A 21118-nucleotide genomic window follows, 5' to 3' on the forward strand; every position below is an offset into this window, starting at 1 on the left:
TCAAAGTTAAGATGATGGTATGACAATTTTATATACTCCATAAACCCTTTAAATTAATTAGGTGGTTTATGTCGCACTTCAAGTTTTACTCTGCCCTTTTTCTGTTTGATTACCTGCTGCATCAATAACATCAACAATAACCTTACTACCGTCATTTAAAGGTGTGTTTAAATCAACTGTTAATTTTCCATCAGCACCAATTACACCCTCAGCAATTGTTTGTCCAGCTTCATTTTTAATTATAACTTTACTACCAGGTTCATTTGAAGTGACTTGAATTGTGTCATTATCAACAATATTTACTTCAACATCAGGTTTTGTAACATCCCCAACATTTATTGTTTCAGTTGTTTTATTTCCCGCATTATCTGTTGCTGTAATTGTAATTTTTTCATTATCAACTAAAGGTCTTGTTAAACTAACTTCAAGCCCACCTGCTTGATTTAGTTGTCCTGATCCAATTATTTTACCACTCGCATCCACTATTGTAATTTTACTTGCTTCATCTGCAGTGATTTTGATTTTCTGATTATCTAAAATATCATAGCTTAGTTTTGGTCCTGTTTTATCACCACTTCCCGAATGACTTGAACTACCACTGCTCCCTGATGCGGCTGCAATACCGATTACTCCAGCTGCAGCTGCGACCCAAGCCCATGCTGGCACAGCAGAGTGTTCACCAACAAGGTATTCATGAAAATCAGCAATCCCCAAATAATCAATTTTAGTTACTGTACCACTTGCATCAAACTCAAGAAAGTTAAGTAAATAATGCTTTCCATCTGAAGTTTCTATTGTAAATTCTTTTGGTTTTTCACCAATAAAGAAATCCTCAATAACGACTTTTTCTCCATTTTGTAAATAAACCTCCAAATTATTATTAACTTTTACAATTTTGGCTATTTCTGCGCTATCAAGATTTACTTTATACACTGAGTAGTGTTTATTAACTAAATCCTGAGTAAGAACCTTAGCCGTTCCTTTTTCATAAATAGTGATATTTTTCATAATATTTTTTCCGTCTTATAATTTACTGTTATGCAAAAAAGATAAATAAGTGAGATAAATTTCACAAGTGTATATTTTTGATATTAAAATCAGATAAGCATATAAAAAACAGCATTTGTCTATAATGGCTAAATGATTGGTCTTTTTAAAACCATTAATTTGTGATGTAATTATCATTTAATTAAAATCATACTTGTTTATTTTACTAAATTATTTCGATTCAATTTAATTATCACTTTATATTCATTATTAATATTCATAATGATCAATTTTATAAATTTATTTAAATTTGTTTAATAATCCTGCCTATTTTAAAAACAATAAACTATTATTTTCATACCACTCATAGTATTTAAAAGTATGTAATTCCCATTTAAATTTTATGGGTATTATAGAAACTTAAGAATTTAGCTTAGATTAATTTTTAAACAAAACATGTAACACATTTCTTAATTAGTGATAGATGTCACATTAAAACTATGTTGTTAAATTTTAATGAAATAATAATTAATAAAATATTCAATCAAAACTGATCTTTTTTCAAATATACCGCACAAAAAGCAAAAAAAAATGAAGGAGTTCCTTCATCTTTTTAAAAAGGCTGAGTAGTTAGACGGTAAAATCATCACCTAAATATACTTGGCGCACGGTTTCATCTGCCAAAACATCTTCTGGTGTACCTTCCGCAATCACAGCGCCTTCGCTCACAATATAAGCATGCTCACAAATCGCTAAAGTTTCTCGAACATTATGGTCAGTAATCAAAACACCGATCCCACGATCTTTTAACTGGCGAATTATATCTTTAATATCACCTACAGAGATTGGATCGACACCTGCAAAAGGTTCATCCAAAAGCATGAATTTTGGATCTGCTGCAAGCGCACGTGCGATCTCAGCACGGCGACGCTCACCACCCGATACGCTCATTCCAAGTGAATCTTTAATATGGGTGATTTTAAAATCTTCCAATAATTCTTTAAGACGTTGCTGGCGCTGCTGTTTATCTAAGTCTTTTCGTGTTTCAAGAATCGCCATGATATTTTCAGCAATCGTTAACTTTCTGAAAATTGAAGCTTCCTGAGGAAGATAACCAATTCCTTTACGTGCTCGCTGATGCATAGCTAAATCAGAAATATCTTCATTATCTAGATGAATTTCTCCCTTATCCATTCGCACCAAACCAACGACCATATAAAAGCTGGTAGTTTTCCCTGCACCATTCGGCCCAAGCAAACCCACAATCTGTCCACTTTGCATACTAAATGAAACGTCTTTAACCACCCAGCGTTTACTATAAACTTTAGCTAAATGTTTAATACAAAGTACTTGAGGCTGATTTGATGCTGTCATTAATCACGCGCTCCAGGAAAAGACTTGGTACTATTTGGCGGGATAATAATTTGTACACGTCCTTTCGGTGAACCTGTGCTATTTGAACTACCGGAAGCTTCAATATCGCCTTTGTTCATACTATATTTTAATGAACTACTGCGAATACTTGCTCCATCTTGATATAAATAAGCATTACCAATTAAATTAATAATACCTGTTTCAGCATTATAAATAATTTTTTGTGCTTCCCCACGAGCAACACCCTTTGCCGTATCAACTTGTTGTTGAAACTTTGCTGGGCCCCCAGTGGCAGTAATGGTGCTAATTTGCTTATTTTTATTTAATTGAGCCACAATTGAAGCAGCTTGAAGCTTCATTGTACCTTGCTCAATGATGACATTACCAGTATATGTCGTTACACCCGCAGCTTCATTATAGGTTGCTTTATCTGCAACCAATGAGATTGGTTGATTACGATCTGATGGTAATGCAAATGCTGCTGCAGACAAGCCCATTAAACCGGCAGTGCAGATCGCTTTTATTAGGAAAGATTGTTTCATTAAAAAAGGCTTAGTTAGGTACATACTTTCCTCGAATATGTGCAAATTCATATTGACCTTGGTTTAAATCAGCTTTTAAACCCTGACTAATAAATTCTGCATCAGGTGCATTAACAGTCACTTGGTGAGTCGTTTCAAACTGACGTATTTTAGGATACCCCGTTAACTCGTCTGTCTGAAATTCCATGGTCCCTCGTTCACCAATCTTGGTCGCTTTAACTTGTCCAGATAAAACGACTTTTTCATTGTCATTAAATCCTCGTGCTTGTTTTGCAAAAAAAGTTGAATCAACTTTATTTTGATGAAACATCGAAGCATTGAGGTTACTCAGTGTTGAAGTTTTTCTTTGTAAATCTTGTTCTAAACGATCCACTTGAGCACGAACATAAAGATTGCCCTTTTCATCTGTTTGGACCAACTGGATACCCTCAGCAGTATACGTCATGCTTTTTGCTGAATTCGCATCCAACTTTTTGCTTTTCCCACTGTAATAGTAATAGCCACCACTGATTGCCGCGATGACAACTGCAGTCACATATAAAACCTTAGTATCCATAAATTACATTCAACATTTGATCAATCTGAATTTACGCTATTAATGCGGTATAGCTGTATATTTTTCAAGTAATTCTTGGTAAGTGCCTTTAGCCATCAGCAACATATCACAGACTTCACGCACAGCTCCACGCCCACCCATCGCCTGAGTGACTAAATCTGCTCGACGACGCACTTCAACATGCCCGTTGGGTACAGTGACTTTCATCCCTGCAATTGCAAAGGCTGAAAGATCTGGCCAATCATCACCCATATATAAACAGTCTTCAGGATCTAAATTGAATTGAGCACAAGCTTCTTTAAGTGCAGCACCTTTGTCTTCACGACCTTGAAAGACCAAATCCACGCCAAGATCAGCCATACGTTTTTCAACAATATTGCTTTTACGTCCTGTGATAATGATGACTTTAATTCCAGATTTTTGCACCAGTTTCATACCTAATCCGTCGCGAATATCAAAGGATTTAATTTCATCCCCTGTATTGGTCAATGTCACAAAACCATCACTCAAAATACCATCTACATCTAAAACCAATGCTTCAATATGACGCGCTTGTTCCAGTAAAACATAAGAAGCCATTGATTAATTTACTCCAGCTTGAATCAGGTCATGCATACTAATTACACCAATCACTTTATTGGCATCATCAACGACGATAAATTGACTAATTTTCTTTTCATTCATTTTTTCTAAAGCTTCAACTGCACGTGCTTCTTTTGAAATGGTTGAAGGGTTTTGAACCATGACCGCGGAAACAGGCAAGTTCACATCAAAACCTTGCTGTCTGTCAATTAAACGGCGTAAATCACCATCAGTAAATATGCCCAATAAGCTGTCATTTTCATCGACAACCGTGGTTAAACCTAAACGCTTATTGGAAATTTCGTACAAAACTTTATTCATTGGCGTATCAGGAAATACTTTTGGTAAATCAGTGCCTGTACGCATCAAATGTTTTACATGTAACAACAGACGTTTGCCTAATGCACCTGCAGGATGTGACATTGCAAAATCATCCGCAGTAAAACCACGTGCATCTAATAGCGCCACAGCCAGTGCATCGCCCAATACCAATGTTGCAGTAGTACTTGAGGTTGGCGCCAAACCTAATGGACATGCTTCTTTAATATTTCCAAGTGTCAACGCAACATCTGCATTTTGTGGCATAGGTCCTTTGTCATCACCACTGATGGTGATCAAAGGTACTTCCAAATACTTAATCAGTGGCATCAACATCATAATCTCATCACTCTTTCCTGAGTTTGAAATTGCAATCAACACGTCACCTTTGACCAACATACCTAAATCGCCATGCCCTGCTTCACCAGGATGCATAAAGAATGATGGTGTGCCTGTTGATGCGAAAGTTGCTGCCATTTTTCGCCCAATATGCCCAGATTTCCCCATACCCGTAATCACTAAACGACCTTGGCACTGTAAAATAATTTCACATGCGCGCGTAAAACGCTCATCAATTTGAGTCGCTAAAATCTCTATGGCATGTTCTTCAATGCGTAAAGTTTCAAGTGCAACTTTTTGAAAATCAACTTGATTTGATTTATTTTCAGGATTCAAAATGGGCTAACCTTAACTCTATAAAGAGTTTTGAATATCGAATGGAATATTTTTGCTATTTTAGCATAGCAATACAATAGGCTGCTTTCCTAAATGTATAAATTTCATTTTCTTAGAAAAATAACGTATAAAACTTTATGAAATATGGAGCTTAGGTTAAGATTAATCATCATTTTGTTGAAGCCTTTAGAAAACCTATGCAACCATTTGTTCTTTACAACTCTGAGCAACGAAAAAAAGTTGAATTTGTTCCCCGTAAAGAAGGACATATCGACATGTATGTGTGCGGTATGACAGTTTATGATTACTGTCATATAGGCCATGCTCGGGTGATGGTTGCTTTTGACTACATTATTCGTTTTTTACGTAGTCAAGGTTGGAATGTTAAATACGTTCGTAACATCACAGATATCGATGACAAAATTATTGCGCGTGCCAATGAAAATAGTGAAAGCATTACAGCTTTGACCGATCGTTTTATCAAGGCGATGAATGATGATGCCGAAAATTTAGGATGCTTAGCACCCGATGAGGCACCCCGCGCAACAGATTATATCGATCAAATGCAGAATATGATTGGCAACCTTGTCAATAAAGGCACGGCTTACCCTTCTGCAAATGGCGATGTCTATTTTGAAGTTGAAAAATTTAAGAACTATGGCCGACTTTCAGGACGTAAACTTGCCGATATGCAAGCTGGCGCTTCTGAACGTGTTGATGTTGAAGTTGAGAAGAAACATCCATTTGACTTTGTGCTATGGAAACATGCTAAAGAAAATGAGCCTTCATGGGCTTCACCTTGGGGCAATGGCCGTCCAGGTTGGCATATTGAATGCTCAGCAATGTCAACTTGCTGCTTAGGCAATCATTTCGATATTCATGGGGGCGGTTCAGATCTTTTATTCCCACATCATGAAAATGAAATCGCGCAATCAGAAGCTGCAACAGATGAACAATATGTAAACTACTGGATGCATGTTGGCTTTATCAATGTCGATGGCGAAAAAATGTCTAAATCTTTAGGCAACTTTTTTACCATTCGTGATGTGATGGAGAAATTTCATCCTGAAGTGATTCGTTATTTTATTGTGTCATCACACTATCGTAGCCCTGTAAACTTTTCGGATTTTGCACTAAAAGAAGCAAAAACTACGCTTTCTCGTTTTTATCATGCATTTAAAGCGTATCAACAAGTCTATGGCGATAAAACCACAGACCTGTTAGATGAAACGCTAGTCGAGCGCTTTAATTCAGCAATGCGTGATGACTTCAATACATCTGAAGCAATTGCAGTTTTATTCGAAATTATTAAAGAATTGAATCGTGCGGTTAAAGAAGAGAATGCAGCGCAATCTACGCTTTATTATTCTACGTTACGCCACTTGACCAATATCCTTGGCTTGGTTCAATACAATGTAGATGACTTTTTAAAATCAGATATTGGTCAAGAAGCACTTGGCTTATCTCAAACGGATATTGAGGATTTCATTCAACAACGTGTTGATGCCAAGAAAAATAAAGACTTTGCCCGTGCAGATGAAATCCGTCAGTCTTTGCTTGCTCAAGGTGTAGTACTGGAAGATACACGTCAAGGTACCATTTGGCGCCGCGCAGATTAATCTCTAAGAGCTTTATTAAAAAGAAAAACCTGATCAAACGATCAGGTTTTTCTTTTTAAAGTCGTTGCTAACTAAATATGTTTTAAACGGTATATCTCTTGCCATTTTTTTAGTCGTAGTGTGACCTTACTTAAGTTTAGTTTTATAAATGGTTCATTAAAATTTTTAACATCGCTAATTTGCTTATATAAAATCTAAATTATTAAATATATTGAAAAAATAAATATTTTATTGAATATGATGGACTATAGTTTTATTGAATCAGCGAAATAGCTGATATACTCTGAGTCCAGTTCTTCATCAGCAGTTTTGGATCAATAGAATGAGTTCAGTGCGCCAACAGAATTTTCTTCTTCGCAAAGAGAAAATTTTAGCAATGGCAGAAACCTTATTGCTTGATAATAATCAGGATATTACGTTAAGTGAGCTTGCTGCTGAACTTGATATCGCAAAAGGAACGATCTATAAACATTTTAAAAGTAAAAACCAACTGTATCTTGAACTGATTATTTTGAATGAAAAACGACTTTTAGATATTTCTAAAGCCTACCATCACGATATTAAAATCTATGTATCTGAATACATGTTATATAACATGTTAAATTCGAATCGAACAATTTTACTGCATGTGATTGAAGAGCGTCTAACCAATAATGAACGTAAACTCAAAGACTTATTCGAAGAACTTTATAGCATACGTGAACAACGTATTTTAGAAATTAAAGATCTTTTCGGAGCACATCTCAAAGCCTTAAACAGTAGTATGTCTATCCGTGATTACTTGTCCTATATCTGGACAGTGACTTATGGCGCATCATTATTGTTAAATTCTACGCACTATCAAAAATCCATTGGTTCACGTGAACGCTTAATCAAACTCTATGTCAATCAAGCATTGATGACACCTGATAAGCTAACCGATTCAGAGCACCAAGCAAATTAATGTTAAAAGGATAACTGTTCTTAAGCTATTTAGTTTTAAAAAGTCCTTTTAAAATTTATTTTGATTTTTTTCTAAAAGCTACAGTTCTAAATTATTATCTAAAGACCGTTAAACAACAATTAATTACACTTTTAAGTTGATACTGTTGAACTGGTGATAGCTCTTCTAAGTCACAATATAGCTGTTTAAAAAATGATATACGTCATACACTTTCGTCATATAACTCGAGTTCAATACATCAAGATAAGCTTGAACAACTTGATGGGAAAAATGACCTAATTGCAAAAGATATTCCGCTTTCCTGTGCATATTGTTTATACACACATCCATTCAACTGCTGACCTGCGTATAAATCTCGTTTAAACTTTCTGAATCAAAAATATTAAGCTTTTTCATCAATAATATTTTATCAAGTTGTTGATACCAATCATTCTGGATGTATCAATTCGAGAAACCCTTAAACTTCTGGCTGATCAGCATAGTTCAATAACTGACTGGGTAAAGGCATTGAATTCACCTGACTAAAAATCTCATAACACATATGTCTTAACCACTGATGGCTAGTTTTATGATGACATGACATATGCCAATACTGCTTAATCGAATAAGTCGGAAACGAAATGGGTGCTGGGAAAATTTGTAAGTTTCCTCGTGACAACAAGACTTCACTCAAATAATAAGGAACGGTTGCAATCGAGTCAGTATCTTGCACCACCAATCCAACGCCTAGATAACTCGGGATACGCATCAACACATTACGTTTTAAATCTAAATTTAACAGCTCATTGGCGATGTGGTAATGCCCAACACCTGCATCAATATCGATGTGTGATTCACTCAAATACTGTTCAACGGTCATGCTTTGTTGAGTTAATCGTGGATGATCTTTTGATGCAATCACCACATAAAATTGTTCGAATAATTTTTGTTGATAGAAACCATTTTCTAATTGCGGTAAAAACCCAATCGCCAAATCAATTTCACCATTTGCCATCTGATAACTGGTTTCAGAGGTGATGGCGCGAACATTTAATTTAACATGTGGTGCATGTGCTTTGAGATATTGAGAAATTTTAGGCAATAAAACTAAGTGAGAAACATCTGTCATCGCGACAGTAAACTGTTGCTGAGATGCTGTTTCATCAAAATCCACACTAAAATTATTAATAATTTCAACTTTGCTCAGCGCTTCACTGATCAAGGGATAAAGTTGTTTAGATAATTCTGTAGGCACCATTTCATTACCAATCCGTAAAAATAACGGATCGTTATAATGAACACGAATTTTATTTAGAATATTGCTTACTGTAGGTTGGCTCATCGCTAAATGATCTGCGGCAACAGAAACACTTTTAAACTTGTAGATATAGTAAAAAATACTGAGCAACTTACAATCTAACTCATACACGAAATTACATCTCACTCATTTTCTAGATTCAATATTATATCTTCTGCTTTTTTATAAAAATTTCCAATGTTTTAATGTACCGATTTTAAACAATCAACTCAGGATTTTAAAATCGGCACGGATTATTGGCGTGATCAGCTCAGCAATTATTCTTTAACAAACAAATCAACCATTAACTCATCCTCTGAATCAGCATAGCGATATTCATTAAAATCTGTAATACCATACTCTCGGAGGATTTCTTCATCAATCAATAAGCGTCCTGTTAAGGCGCGTTTTTCACTGTTTAAAATACGATAAGCGGCATCTGCCATAATGTTCGGTTTACGAGCTCTGCTAAATAATTGCTTACCGCCTAAAGAAAACTCAATTGCAGCTGTGGCAATAATCGTTCTCGGCCATAGTGAATTTACACTCACCCCATAACCGGAAAACTCTTGATTCATCCCTAAAGTCAACATACTCATGCCATATTTAGTAATGGTATACGGTGCATAGCTAGCAAACCATTTTTCATCCAAGTTTAACGGCGGTGAAAGATTTAAAATATGCGGATTGTCACTGTTTTTTAAATAAGGTAGTACAGCTTGACTACATACCATCACAGCACGTGTATTGATCTGATACATTAAATCGAAACGGTTTGGGTCAAGCGTCTCTACGCCAGACAGTTTAATCGCACCAGCATTGTTAATTAAAATATCAATTCCACCGAAATGCTTTGCTGCTTGTTTCATGGCAAGCGCAACCGCATCTTGATCACGTACATCCAGTTGAAGTGCTAAAGCTTGACCACCTACCGCCTCAACTTCTTGAGCAACAGTAAAAATCGAGCCCCCTAATTTAGGATGCTCTTGTGTAGATTTTGCAGCAATCACAATGTTCGCACCATCTTGTGCAGCTTTTAGTGCAATCTCTCGCCCTATTCCTCGGCTTGCACCGGTAATAAAAAGTGTTTTTCCTTTAAGCGACATGATTTCCTCGTTGTATTTGTTTTTTGCTGTACTAATCTACTTAACTTTGTTTTCACCTCATAGTACCAAATCTACCATTTTGTATACTCATGAGTACAATAATTATTATTCTTTATAGTCTTTATAAAAATCAAAAGCTTGCATAAGCAAGCCTTGGACTAAAGGTGGTGAAAATTTAAATTCTAGGCAGCACCAACTTTTGGACTTGTTCCAATTTGCCAAACAAAAGGCAATGGTTCACGATTAACTTCCCAATCACCAATCACTTTTTCCTTATATACGACTGGATTATGTGAAGATACGACCCGTGCATTGCGCCAGAAGCGATCAAGTTGTTTTGTGGTGGTACTTGCAGATGCACCAAGCGCATTAAATAACTTACTGGTTAACTCCAAGACTAAATCAGAAATAACCACCTGCCCTTGTGCTGCCTCTAATTCAGCATCATTATTTGCTTGAATATTTTTTACTTCGGATTCACTAAAGTGACTAATATATGCACGCTGCAAAGCTTCTGCTGTTTGCGTGGTGATACTTTGACTTGCATAGGCTTGTGCGGAAGCTTTACCAATCACCTGTAAAATCTGTGGATCATTACGTACTAAGTCAGCATTGCCATGACTAAAAATACGATCACGCTTTTGTACTTCATGAATAAATGTTGCAACTGCTGACTGTGCAATACCCGATAAGGTTGCCAAATGAATGACTTGGTAGAACGCAGTCTGATATTTAAAACGTTGCTCAAAAGGCAAAATATGGTCTGCTTCGATTGCAACATTGCTTAACGTTAGAGTGCCACTTCCCGTGGTTTTTTGACCAAAACCATCCCAATCATCCAGTACTTCAACACCAGAAGCATGTCGAGAAATCGCAGCAATAACATGCTGATCCGTACGTTCATCATAGGCAAATAAATCAACCCAATCCGCAAAGATTGTGCCTGTTGAATAGTACTTCTTCCCATTGACCAGCAATTGATTATTATTTTGAGTTACACGGGTAATCACATCACCAATTTTTACATGACCGATTTCAGTCCATGCATTCCCCACCAAATCACCTTGAACAAAGCGTTTAAACCATAATTCTTGATTCTTAAACTTATGTGCATTTAATCGATCTTCAACAAAAGCGAAATGTCCCCGCAATGCTTGCACAATATTTGAATCGGCCTTTGCAAGTTCAGTGAGCAATTGAAATAACTGAGGTAAAGACACCCCATCTCCACCAAACTTGACTGGCACACGTAATGCACCAAAACCCGCATTTTTTAGCCAATCTATTTGCTCATACGGCAATATACGCTGTTGCTCGCGTTCAACGACACCCTGTGAAATTTTTTCAAAAATTGCACGATATTTTGACGCAACCGTCTCATAGTCTGCTGAGATTGATAAATCTTCAATAAAACGGTTTTGAATATCTAAGTTACCCATTTTTTCTCTCCATCATTTGCTTATTTTTATTCTTAGCTCCACGCATGGCGTGGTAAGTGAATGTTATTGAGATAATAATTACCGACTAAATTAAATTTCCAACGTACAGGATCATGCAAAGTATGGGTACGTGCATTACGCCAATGGCGATCTAAATTTAATTCAGACAATGTTGAACGAGTACCTGATAATTCAAATAATTTGTTAGAAGCCAGAATGGCAATTTCAGTTGTTAATACCTTGGCTTCTGCAACCAGTAATGCCGCCTGATTAGCATTCTCTTCAGATGGATCGGCAATTGCTTGATCAATTGCATCACCAGCCAAGTCTAAAACGGCTTCGGCTGCACGTAATTTAATTTTTAACTCCCCTATACTTGCAATGGTATACGGATCATCGCTCGCTTTTTCTAAACCTGAGTCAATCCAAGGGCGTGAATGTAAGCGTACATATTGAATCGTTTCATCAATTGCACCACGCGCAATACCAGCATCCACAGCGGCTTGAATGAATTGAGAAATCGCACCTGCTGCTGTAGGTCTTTCAAAGGCTTTATGGATCGGCACAATATATTTTTCATCAACTTGAACTTGTTTTAGTACTACAGTTCCACTCGCTGTAGTTCTCTGTCCAAATCCAGACCAATCATTGACAATTTCCAGACCTGTACTTGTTCGTGGCGTTAAGGCAACCACAGGTAGCCCATCTTCATTCACTGCTACGACAGGTACCCAATGTGCCAATAGAGCCCCTGTAGCAAAGAATTTTTGACCATTAATTTCATAGCCTTGAGTTGTTTTATGTATTTTGGTTTCTAAGTCAGCAACGGTCTTGCTACCTTTTTCTGAAAAGGCATTACCCAGACGTCGACCTTTTAAAATTTCAGCAAAGAAAAATTGTTGCTGTTCAATACTGGCATCTAAACGGAGATGCTCTATAAAAGCCCAATGATTTTGCGCAATTTGTCCAAGTGAAGGATCTACACTAGAAATAGTTTTAACCACATCTGCTAATGTACGATATTTCACTTCAGCCCCACCAAAAGCATGTGGAATATTAATCCCCCATAAACCACTTTGTGAGTAGAGCTGTATCTCCTCAAGTGGCAAACGTCGTTCATAATCACGTTGTGATGCTTCTTTGGCAAACTCTTTGGCTAAATTTTTCGCTACTTGAATAGCTTCTTCATCCGATTGAATAACATGTGCATCATGATTCAATTCAAAAAATTGCAAAGGAACGGCCGTCTGAGAAGAAAAGTTTTTTTGGTTTAAATCAGTCATTGTTGTTACTCTTTTAAATAAGCATGGATTTAAACTAGCATTATTTTTTTATGCTATTTATACAAATAAATGCATTTATTATTCAAAACAAAATTATAAATTTATCACTAAAATTCATATCCATTAAAACCATAAAAAAAGCCCACATTATGTGGGCTACGTTCTGACTAACGAGCTAAATGATTATGAAATAAATGACTAATTTAAAAACCATTTAAAGATCAATTTTAAAACAATATCAATCAATACAACTCATATTGTTAGATAATGGCAATGTATGCTCTACAATCAGATGAATTAATATTTTATCTCAGAGTATAATTTTAAGATTAACTGGCTTGTGCCAATCTATCCGTATTCGCTTTGCGATATTGTGAGCCTCGATGATTCTTTGATAAATAAGCACCTTGTTCAAATAGTTTTTCTCGTAAAGTACCCTGACGATATTCTGTTTGATAAGCACCACGACGTTGTAGCTCAGGTACAATAAAATCTACAATATCTATAAAAGTTTGATGTGCCAAAATATAGGCTAAATTAAAGCCATCAACATCTGTATCTTCTGCCCATTGTTGTAACTCATCAGCAACCGTTTGTGCTGAACCGACCAACACAGGACCATTTCCCCCCACACTATTCCAATGGGCAATTTCTTCAATTGTCCAAATACGGTTAGGGTCCGCATTGACATAAGCATCTAACATCGATTGAATCGCATTGGTTTCAATATACTCAACCTTATCATGAGGTTGATACTGTGAAAAATCTACACCAGACCAACCAGACACTAAGGTCAAAGCACCGTTATAACTTCCATACGACTGATATTCTTTAAATTTTTCCTGAGCTCTTTTATCCGTTTCATCAGTTACAATTGACAATAAGGTGTAAATTTTAACAGAATAAGGGTCACGTCCTTCCTGTTTTAATTTTTCACGAATACTTTGAACAATTTTCTTGGCTGCTATTTTTGATGGTGGTGCAATAAAAATACATTCAGCATTTTGGCTTGCAAATGTTTGCCCTCGAGCAGAAGCACCTGCTTGATAGAGTACAGGTGTGCGCTGTGGTGAAGGTTCACAAATATGAATACCAGGAACTTTAAAGTATTTCCCTTCATGTAAAATGGGATGCACTTTTGTATGATCTGCAAAGATTCCAGCCTGTTTATCTCTTAAAACCGCATCATTTTCCCAAGATCCTTCCCACAACTTATATAGCACCTCTAAATACTCATCGGCAATATCATAGCGATCATCATGATTTAATTGCGTATTTAGTCCTAAGTTTTTAGAACCACTTTCCAAATAGGAGGTGACAATATTCCACCCCACTCGACCTTTGGTGAGATGATCTAATGTACTGATTCTTCGCGCAAAAGGATAAGGATGTTCAAAAGATATTGATGTTGTCACACCAAAACCTAAATGTCGGGTCACCGCAGCCATCGCTGGGATAATTTGCAAAGGATCATTGACTGGGACTTGCACTGCACCAGTCAATGCATGTTCTGCACTTTGGTGGTAAACATCATATATCCCAAGTACATCCGCAATAAAAATGCCATCAAATAGCCCGTTTTCCAAGATTTTAGCGAGGTCAGTCCAATATTCAATATCTTTATATTCTGTTGAGCGATCTGAAGGATGACGCCATAAACCAGGAGATTGATGTGCAATACAATTCATTTCAAAGGCATTAAAGCGGATCTGCTTAGTCATTTCTCTTCAACTCATCTTGAATATTATTTTTATCCTATGCCATTTATCTTTATTCTTTTATCTCAATATCTTCAATTATTATCATGATTGCTTTTATCTAAAATAATGAAATAAATATACTTTTTTATACAAATTGGTTTATTCACCATAATTATCGTCAAACTAACTAATTATTCATATAAGTGATTTTCATCAAATTCCTGATCATAAATGAAGCCTATCTTTTTGTATGCGCTTTATGGAACTGCTGGTTATCAATTCATTTTTTGTATTTTTGAATCAAAGATGGTGATCCTACCGTGAGGCGACAGAGAAGCCGCCATTAGGTGGGGGTAGAGGACGTCCCCCTCGCTCTACATGAGCAAAAACAAAGCAGAGTTTTGTTTGCAGCGCAAAGTTTGGCATCCCCCTACGAAATGTGTGGCATTGCCAACTTTTTATAACCAAATAACTTATCCGCCATGTATTTGATTTAATTTAAAATATTATTTGAGGGAAATTATATTCTTGTGTTTGAGTTTTTTGATAAGTTGGCTATATATTGGCTTTCATCAATCTGTAAGCATCGATTAACATTTTAAAAAATTAAAAACACATCTTCTTTAAAAAGCATCTACATAGCTTCAATGAGCTGTACAAATAAACTATGCAAAAGCCTGAATCTAAGCTTAGTTGAAGGTTAATCACTTAGCATAAAATCTAAAGAAAAAAGAAAAAAGAAAAAAGAAAAAAGAAAAAAGAAAAAAGAAAAATTCGATGCTAATTTTTAATCTTTTTGGCTAGCAATTGACGTGCTTTAAAATCTTTGTAAAAGTATAAAAATAACCCGAAAATCAAAACTACCGCGCCGATAAACACATTCATAGTTGGTTTTTCATTATTGAGCATCGCGCCTAAAAACATGGCAATCATTGGGGTCATCACTGTAGTCAATGATAAAGTTGTGGCTTTAATATTTTGAACCAATTTAAAATAACAAAACATTGCCAGCAATGAAGCCATAAATACGGTATAAATCAATGCCAATAGTGATTTAGTTTCTGGAATATGCGTAGGCGCATACTGCCAAATAAAAGGAATAATACACATTGCAGCCAACGTAGAAACCAAGATTGAACCTGTTGCTTGCGCCATTGGGACGACATCTGCATTCACTTTTTTTACCCAATAGATGGAAAAAGCATAAGTAAATACACTCATCAACATCAGCATAATTCCAACGGGATGCACATGTTGGCTGGCCCCGCTACTGGTACAAATAATAGCTAAACCGACAACAGCAACCAGCATGCCAAGCCATTGAATCCCATGTAATCTCTGACCAAAGCCAAAACGACCAATAAGTCCTGCCATAATCGGGGCTAATCCAAACATCAAAGCAATAATACCTGAACTTAAATAACTGGTTGCGGCATAGGTAAAAATTTGTGAACCAATCAGACTAAATGAACCAGCTAAATAACTATGTAAAGCAATTTTATTACACGGTAATTTAACTTTTAAAATCAGCAACAAAAATAAAGCAATCGGCAAGGCGATAAAAAACCGCAAAACCAAAGCCCACATCATATGTAAATCTGCCACACTCCATACAATTGCCAAAGGCGTACTTGCCCAAATGAAGACCAATAAAATATAGGTCGTCATCAGGTTGGATTTAGAGGGCATATGGATTCCTAAATGACTGCTGGGTGTGAATTAAATTGTTGGATTCAAAAATGAATTTTACATTGATCTTTGCAAATTCAATTAAATCTTAATCAAGCAACGGGAAGCTCTATTGATATAAATATCTATTGAAAAGCAAGTTCGATTAATTCAAAAGGTCGAAAAAATTCAGTTGCAGATGATTTTTAAATCAAGCATTAGACTTATATCGAAGTCTTACGTTTCTGCTTGAGAATCGTCTGGTCTAAGCTACTCGAAAACTCACGTTTATCACGCTCAGAAATCGGTGGCGGCCCACCCGTTTGTACACCAGCACCACGCAAGGTATCCATAAAATCACGCAAATGTAAACGAGCTTTGACATTGGCTGATGTATAAACCTCTCCACGTGGGTGAATTGCTACACCACCCTTTTCAATGACCTGTGCTGCCAAAGGAATATCCTGAGTAATCACAATATCATGCTCACTCATACGATCAACAATTTCTTGATCAGCTTGATCTGCACCCGACATTGCTTGAATTGAGTTGATCCGTACAGACGGTGTAATACCCACAGGCTGGTTTGCAACAAAAGTAACTTCTAATTGATAACGGTCTGATGCACGTAAGATCACTTCACGAAGAATTTTAGGTAAAGCATCTGCATCGACCCAAAGTTTAAATGGCAGCACACAACATCTCTGATAAAGATTTTTAAACATTTTAGCAAAATGCCGTTACGCTGTCCTATGCATATTCTTTTATTTATTGCGCAAATCTTTAACGACTTCGAAATCCAATCAAACTTTTCATCTGTATTTTGGTGATTAAAAGTACAATTTAAGGCGTAGTTGATGGCAATTGAGTTTAATATTCTGGTTTTTCTTATGATTTTACATTTCAGGACTTGAAATCTAGCAATCATCCTCGATTTAATAGCATAAGAGAGGCATTTAAAATCGTGAAAATGAACAATCAAAACAGACCTGAAACAATTATCATAGAAGATCAGAATTTTGGTAGCCATGTCGAACATTGGAGTCTATTGACAGAAAACCCAACGTCCGAAGTACCCAAATGGTTAGGTTTGGCTTTGGATGCACCAGTGATGCCCATGGGGCTTTGTTCAAAAGAATGTGATATGGATGTATCAACTTGGTTAATCCAAGGTCCAAACGGTTCTTCTGTACAGCTCTGTCAAGTGATTGATGTTGAGAATAACAAACCTAAAGCTGTAAAAACGGCTTTCCCCAGTTTTGAAAGTCCGTATCAATTAAATGCTTCTATCGACCGTATCATTACCTGCAAAACCAACACTCAAGCAGTGCTTAGCTTAAAAGTAGGTGAAAATAGTGTGGTCTATGCATTTGACAGTTTATACAGTGTAAATGGACACCAATATTCTCAAGATCAACAGTATAAAGTTCAACTGAATGCATGGGCTTATGAGCTCGAAAAAGTTTCAGACCATGAACAAATCATTGTTGATGATCCTGCTTCAATCAAACACCATCGTGCATTAAACGATATCCTTTCACAAAATAATGGTATTACGCCTGAAAATCTTCAAGAACAAATTGATGCATGGGAAGCGAAGTCAGAAGATGACAAAGCTCCTGTTACTGTTGATTTTTCTAAAATGGTGGCATACCTATACGGAGAAACTTTAGGACAAGAGGATGAAGCTTGGTTTCAAGGAAAAGTTGTTGGCAAAACTGAAATGCAATTTATGCAACAAAACTACACACTTTATGATGTCACTTTAATTCTTGAAGAGAACCAACCAGCAATCTTAATCCGTATTGCAACTAAAGATCCTGCTTTCAAAGATTTTGAAATTGGACAATATATTCGTGGCAATATTTGGATTCAAGCAAACATTTATTCAGCTGCTTGATTCAAAAACAGATTGATCAGCATGATGGAAAACCCATCATGCTTTTTTATTACATGTTTTGTAACATTTCTATTATATCTAAATACATCCCTGCAATTTTTATGTTTTTGAATTCAAATTTACTACTTATCCACAGTTTAAATTCAAAATCAAATAATCAGGTCTGTTTAAAACTATTTAAGCTGAAGAATATTGACTGTTTATTTAAATAATAAATACATTCCCCCTATTTAAAGAATCCCCAGAAAATAAATTTAAAAACAGAAGCTTAAACATAAAAATTAAACCAATAAATATCATGATCTTGTTAAAAAATAGACTCTATTTTTATACTTAATTCGGATTATTTTTCATATAAAGACTAAAAAATAGGCAAGTTATCCACAATGTACCCACAAAATCATAATTATAAATTCATAATATTTTTATTGATCGCGAGATAATAAATACCTCAACATATTAATAATGTAATTTAGCACTTTATTTAACCAGTCAATTATGTTAAAAATACGACGAACCAATAGGATTTAAACAATAATTTAAAAATCTAGGCTCAGTAATGAAAATTATACCTGAACAATCGACTAGTCTAATCAATCAAGTGAGTGGTTTTCACTTACGCTTGGATAAAGGAGCCTGCTGCTTTTTTGTTCTAGGTATGTTTTTAGCTGCAATGATGATCCATATATTAGGCATATTCCCGACGACTTAATGTTTTACCGCATTTATCTCATAAAAAAAATCCCTCACTCTGGAGGGATTTTTTTTATGTCTAGGGCTTTAATTCCCTCCTCCTCTGTTTACTCAATCAAGGGGGGGAAATTAAGGTTCTGATCGCACAACAAATCATTTAAATGTTTTGAAGTATGATTAGCCGTTACGTTGAGCAAAGTCATCCATAAAGTTGACAAGTGCTTGTACACCTTCTACAGGTACAGCGTTATAAATACTAGCTCGCATACCGCCTACTGAACGATGGCCGGCAAGATTGAGTAAATAATTTTCTTCAGCTTCTTTCAAGAATAATTTATCCAGTGCTTCATCTGCCAAAGTAAACGGCACATTCATGATTGAACGGTTTGGAAGTGCGATCGGATTGTTATAAAAATCACTAGAATCAATATAACCATATAGTAATTTAGATTTTTCAAGGTTGGTTCTATACATTGCGTTTACACCGCCCTGCTCAAGCAACCATTCAAAAACCAAACCAGACAAATACCAAGCATAAGTAGCGGGTGTATTCACCATAGAATCATTCTTCGCTTGCGAACCATATTTTAACAAGCTTGGAATTTCAGGTTTTGCTTGATCCAATAAATCATCACGCACGATCACAAGGGTTAAACCTGCAGGACCAATATTCTTTTGCGCTCCAGCATAGATCAAACCAAACTTAGATACATCTAGTGGCGCAGATAAAATACTTGATGAAAAATCAGAGACTAAAGGTTTATCTGTTTCTGGAATATTGGCAAATTGAATACCGCCAATTGTTTCATTTTCAGCATAATGGACATAAGCCGCGTCGTCTGACAAGTTCCAGGTACTTTGCTCAGAAATTGCAAGCTTTCCATTTATGCTTGTTGCCGCCTCAACGATATTGATATCGCCGTAGCGTTGCGCTTCTTTAGTGGCTTTTTCTGACCAAATTCCCGTATGGATATAATCAGCTTTGGAATTTTTACCCAATAAATTGAGCGGAATTGCAGAAAACTGAAGTGATGCACCACCTTGTAAGAACAATACTTTATAATTCTCTGGAATGTTCATCAATTTACGTAAATCTGCTTCTGCTTTTTCAGCGACAGCCACATAGTCTTTGCTACGATGGCTCATTTCCATGATGGATAAGCCTTTACCATGCCAATCCAATAACTCAGCCTGAGCTTTTTCTAAAACGGCAGTAGGTAATGCAGCAGGACCAGCACAGAAATTGTACGCGCGCATGATTTTTCCCTTTTTTAAAGTGAAACGAATGAAATAGGCGCATTTAACCACAAATCGACCTTTCTTGCAGTAGCTTTGTCAGTCAATATTTCAATATGTTTAAAGATTTAGAGTTGATAATTCTATTAACTATAGACAATTAGAGAAGCAAAATATTGTAGCTAGACTGCGCATTGATATTTTAATCATCATCCTGAAACAATGATTTATTGCCATTCTGATTTTATTACTGACTGCACAGGGCTAGAATATCCGTTACTCATATCCATATACGGATAAAAACTCAATTTATAAGCTTAACTCAGTTATAATTTATTCAGCTTAAACTTTATTCATTGGTAGATGGTAAATGCCAGCCTCAAATCATCAGGATTGGATTCGGACAGCATCAGAAACAGATCGATTTGAACGTATCGAAGCATTTTTTAATGATCATGCCTATGAACCGCATCGGCATGATACCTATGCCATTGGTCGCACCCTTTCAGGCGTTCAAAGTTTTCATTATCAAGGTGTCATGCAACATAGCCAGCAAGGTATGACAATGGTGCTGCATCCAGATGAAAAACATGATGGCGAATCAGGTACACAAGAAGGTTTCCGCTATCGCATGGTGTATATAGAACCTGCAAAAATTCAATCTATTTTAAAGGGTAAACCTCTACCCTTTATCGAACATGGGATCAGCACAGATCCTCGATTATTTAAAGCCACCAATACTTTTCTACAAAGTATTGAAAATCATATGGAAGTCTTGGAAGAAGAAGATGCGCTGTATGATCTGGCCATGGCTTTAAATGAAATTTCTTTTCAACCATTATCACAACGGCTAAGTTTTGATTATCGTGCAGCAGAAAAAGCCAGAGAATTTATTCATACATTATCTGAACGAAATATCAGCTTGGATGATTTAGAAAAAAATATTGGTCGCGACCGGTGGAGTTTATCACGCGACTTCCGTTTATTGTTTGGAACCAGCCCACATCGTTATTTAACCATGCGCAGGCTGGAAAAAGTTAAAATCAATTTAATCAAAGGGGCTTCTTTAGTTGCAGCTGCAACAGATGCAGGCTTTTATGATCAAAGCCATATGACTCGACATTTTAAACAAGCATTTGGACTCAGCCCTGCGCATTGGAAAAAGATCAATCATTTGCCTTAGGTGTAAAACACATACAGATTCAGTTCAAGATTTTGATT

At 36.2% G+C, this 21118-nt stretch carries 18 protein-coding genes; 4 read left to right on the plus strand and 14 right to left on the minus strand.

The window, feature by feature from the left end; all coding sequences use genetic code 11:
• Window positions 1–78: 78 nt before the first annotated feature.
• The 6 genes from ACG9ZL_RS14025 to ACG9ZL_RS14050 form a co-directional block, all read right to left on the minus strand.
• Window positions 79–1008, minus strand: a complete 930-nt coding sequence (locus ACG9ZL_RS14025; RefSeq protein ID WP_419360474.1) for an Ig-like domain-containing protein — start codon at window positions 1006–1008, stop codon at window positions 79–81.
• A gap of 609 nt (window positions 1009–1617) precedes the next feature.
• Window positions 1618–2361: an LPS export ABC transporter ATP-binding protein gene (gene lptB / locus ACG9ZL_RS14030; RefSeq protein WP_336953962.1), complete on the minus strand. Its 744-nt coding sequence runs from the start codon at window positions 2359–2361 to the stop codon at window positions 1618–1620.
• Window positions 2361–2903, minus strand: a complete 543-nt coding sequence (lptA, locus tag ACG9ZL_RS14035) for a lipopolysaccharide transport periplasmic protein LptA (RefSeq protein WP_336953963.1) — start codon at window positions 2901–2903, stop codon at window positions 2361–2363. Before lptA ends, lptB begins: the two co-directional genes overlap by 1 nt.
• A 10-nt stretch (window positions 2904–2913) precedes the next feature.
• Entirely contained in the window at window positions 2914–3459 is a 546-nt protein-coding gene (gene lptC / locus ACG9ZL_RS14040; RefSeq protein WP_336953964.1) for an LPS export ABC transporter periplasmic protein LptC, read from the minus strand.
• A gap of 39 nt (window positions 3460–3498) precedes the next feature.
• A complete protein-coding gene (locus tag ACG9ZL_RS14045) occupies window positions 3499–4038 on the minus strand; it encodes a KdsC family phosphatase (protein WP_004822583.1) in 540 nt (179 codons plus the stop codon).
• 3 nt (window positions 4039–4041) lie between these two features.
• Window positions 4042–5034 carry a KpsF/GutQ family sugar-phosphate isomerase gene (locus tag ACG9ZL_RS14050; protein WP_419327953.1) on the minus strand — a complete coding sequence of 331 codons (993 nt, stop codon included), beginning with the start codon at window positions 5032–5034 and terminating at the stop codon, window positions 4042–4044.
• 197 nt (window positions 5035–5231) lie between these two features.
• Between ACG9ZL_RS14050 and cysS the strand changes: the two genes are divergently transcribed.
• Together cysS and ACG9ZL_RS14060 are read left to right on the plus strand one after the other, a co-directional pair.
• Complete coding sequence (cysS, locus tag ACG9ZL_RS14055; RefSeq protein WP_419360475.1) at window positions 5232–6653, plus strand: cysteine--tRNA ligase; 1422 nt, start codon at window positions 5232–5234, stop codon at window positions 6651–6653.
• Window positions 6654–6975: 322 nt separating this feature from the next.
• Window positions 6976–7596 (plus strand): TetR/AcrR family transcriptional regulator, encoded by a 621-nt coding sequence (locus ACG9ZL_RS14060; protein ID WP_004822589.1) that lies wholly within the window; start codon window positions 6976–6978, stop codon window positions 7594–7596.
• 457 nt (window positions 7597–8053) lie between these two features.
• On the opposite strand, the gene ACG9ZL_RS14065 is transcribed toward ACG9ZL_RS14060, so the two are convergent.
• The 7 genes from ACG9ZL_RS14065 to ACG9ZL_RS14095 form a co-directional block, all read right to left on the minus strand.
• Entirely contained in the window at window positions 8054–9004 is a 951-nt protein-coding gene (locus ACG9ZL_RS14065; RefSeq protein WP_336953968.1) for a LysR family transcriptional regulator, read from the minus strand.
• A 146-nt stretch (window positions 9005–9150) separates the two neighbouring features.
• The gene (locus ACG9ZL_RS14070) at window positions 9151–9978 is read right to left on the minus strand and encodes an SDR family oxidoreductase (protein WP_336953969.1); all 828 of its coding nucleotides are present in this window, start codon (window positions 9976–9978) and stop codon (window positions 9151–9153) included.
• A 182-nt stretch (window positions 9979–10160) separates the two neighbouring features.
• Window positions 10161–11417 carry an acyl-CoA dehydrogenase family protein gene (locus tag ACG9ZL_RS14075; protein ID WP_419327951.1) on the minus strand — a complete coding sequence of 419 codons (1257 nt, stop codon included), beginning with the start codon at window positions 11415–11417 and terminating at the stop codon, window positions 10161–10163.
• Between the two features lie 32 nt (window positions 11418–11449).
• The gene (locus ACG9ZL_RS14080) at window positions 11450–12700 is read right to left on the minus strand and encodes an SfnB family sulfur acquisition oxidoreductase (protein ID WP_419360477.1); all 1251 of its coding nucleotides are present in this window, start codon (window positions 12698–12700) and stop codon (window positions 11450–11452) included.
• Window positions 12701–13029: 329 nt separating this feature from the next.
• Window positions 13030–14421: an LLM class flavin-dependent oxidoreductase gene (locus ACG9ZL_RS14085; RefSeq protein WP_336953973.1), complete on the minus strand. Its 1392-nt coding sequence runs from the start codon at window positions 14419–14421 to the stop codon at window positions 13030–13032.
• Between the two features lie 759 nt (window positions 14422–15180).
• On the minus strand, window positions 15181–16089 hold the full coding sequence (locus tag ACG9ZL_RS14090) for a DMT family transporter (protein ID WP_419360479.1): 909 nt from the start codon (window positions 16087–16089) through the stop codon (window positions 15181–15183).
• A 203-nt stretch (window positions 16090–16292) separates the two neighbouring features.
• Window positions 16293–16793, minus strand: a complete 501-nt coding sequence (locus ACG9ZL_RS14095) for a YaiI/YqxD family protein (RefSeq protein WP_336953975.1) — start codon at window positions 16791–16793, stop codon at window positions 16293–16295.
• A gap of 245 nt (window positions 16794–17038) precedes the next feature.
• On the opposite strand from ACG9ZL_RS14095, the gene ACG9ZL_RS14100 reads away from it, so the two are divergent.
• A complete protein-coding gene (locus ACG9ZL_RS14100) occupies window positions 17039–17968 on the plus strand; it encodes a hypothetical protein (protein ID WP_419360542.1) in 930 nt (309 codons plus the stop codon).
• Window positions 17969–18838: 870 nt separating this feature from the next.
• Here ACG9ZL_RS14100 and serC read toward each other — a convergent pair.
• Window positions 18839–19918 (minus strand): 3-phosphoserine/phosphohydroxythreonine transaminase, encoded by a 1080-nt coding sequence (gene serC / locus ACG9ZL_RS14105; protein WP_419360480.1) that lies wholly within the window; start codon window positions 19916–19918, stop codon window positions 18839–18841.
• A gap of 349 nt (window positions 19919–20267) precedes the next feature.
• Here serC and ACG9ZL_RS14110 point away from each other — a divergent pair, with 349 nt between their 5' ends.
• On the plus strand, window positions 20268–21080 hold the full coding sequence (locus ACG9ZL_RS14110) for an AraC family transcriptional regulator (RefSeq protein ID WP_336953977.1): 813 nt from the start codon (window positions 20268–20270) through the stop codon (window positions 21078–21080).
• Window positions 21081–21118 lie beyond the last annotated feature (38 nt).

Source organism: Acinetobacter legionensis (assembly GCF_048551735.1).
Classification (GTDB): domain Bacteria; phylum Pseudomonadota; class Gammaproteobacteria; order Pseudomonadales; family Moraxellaceae; genus Acinetobacter.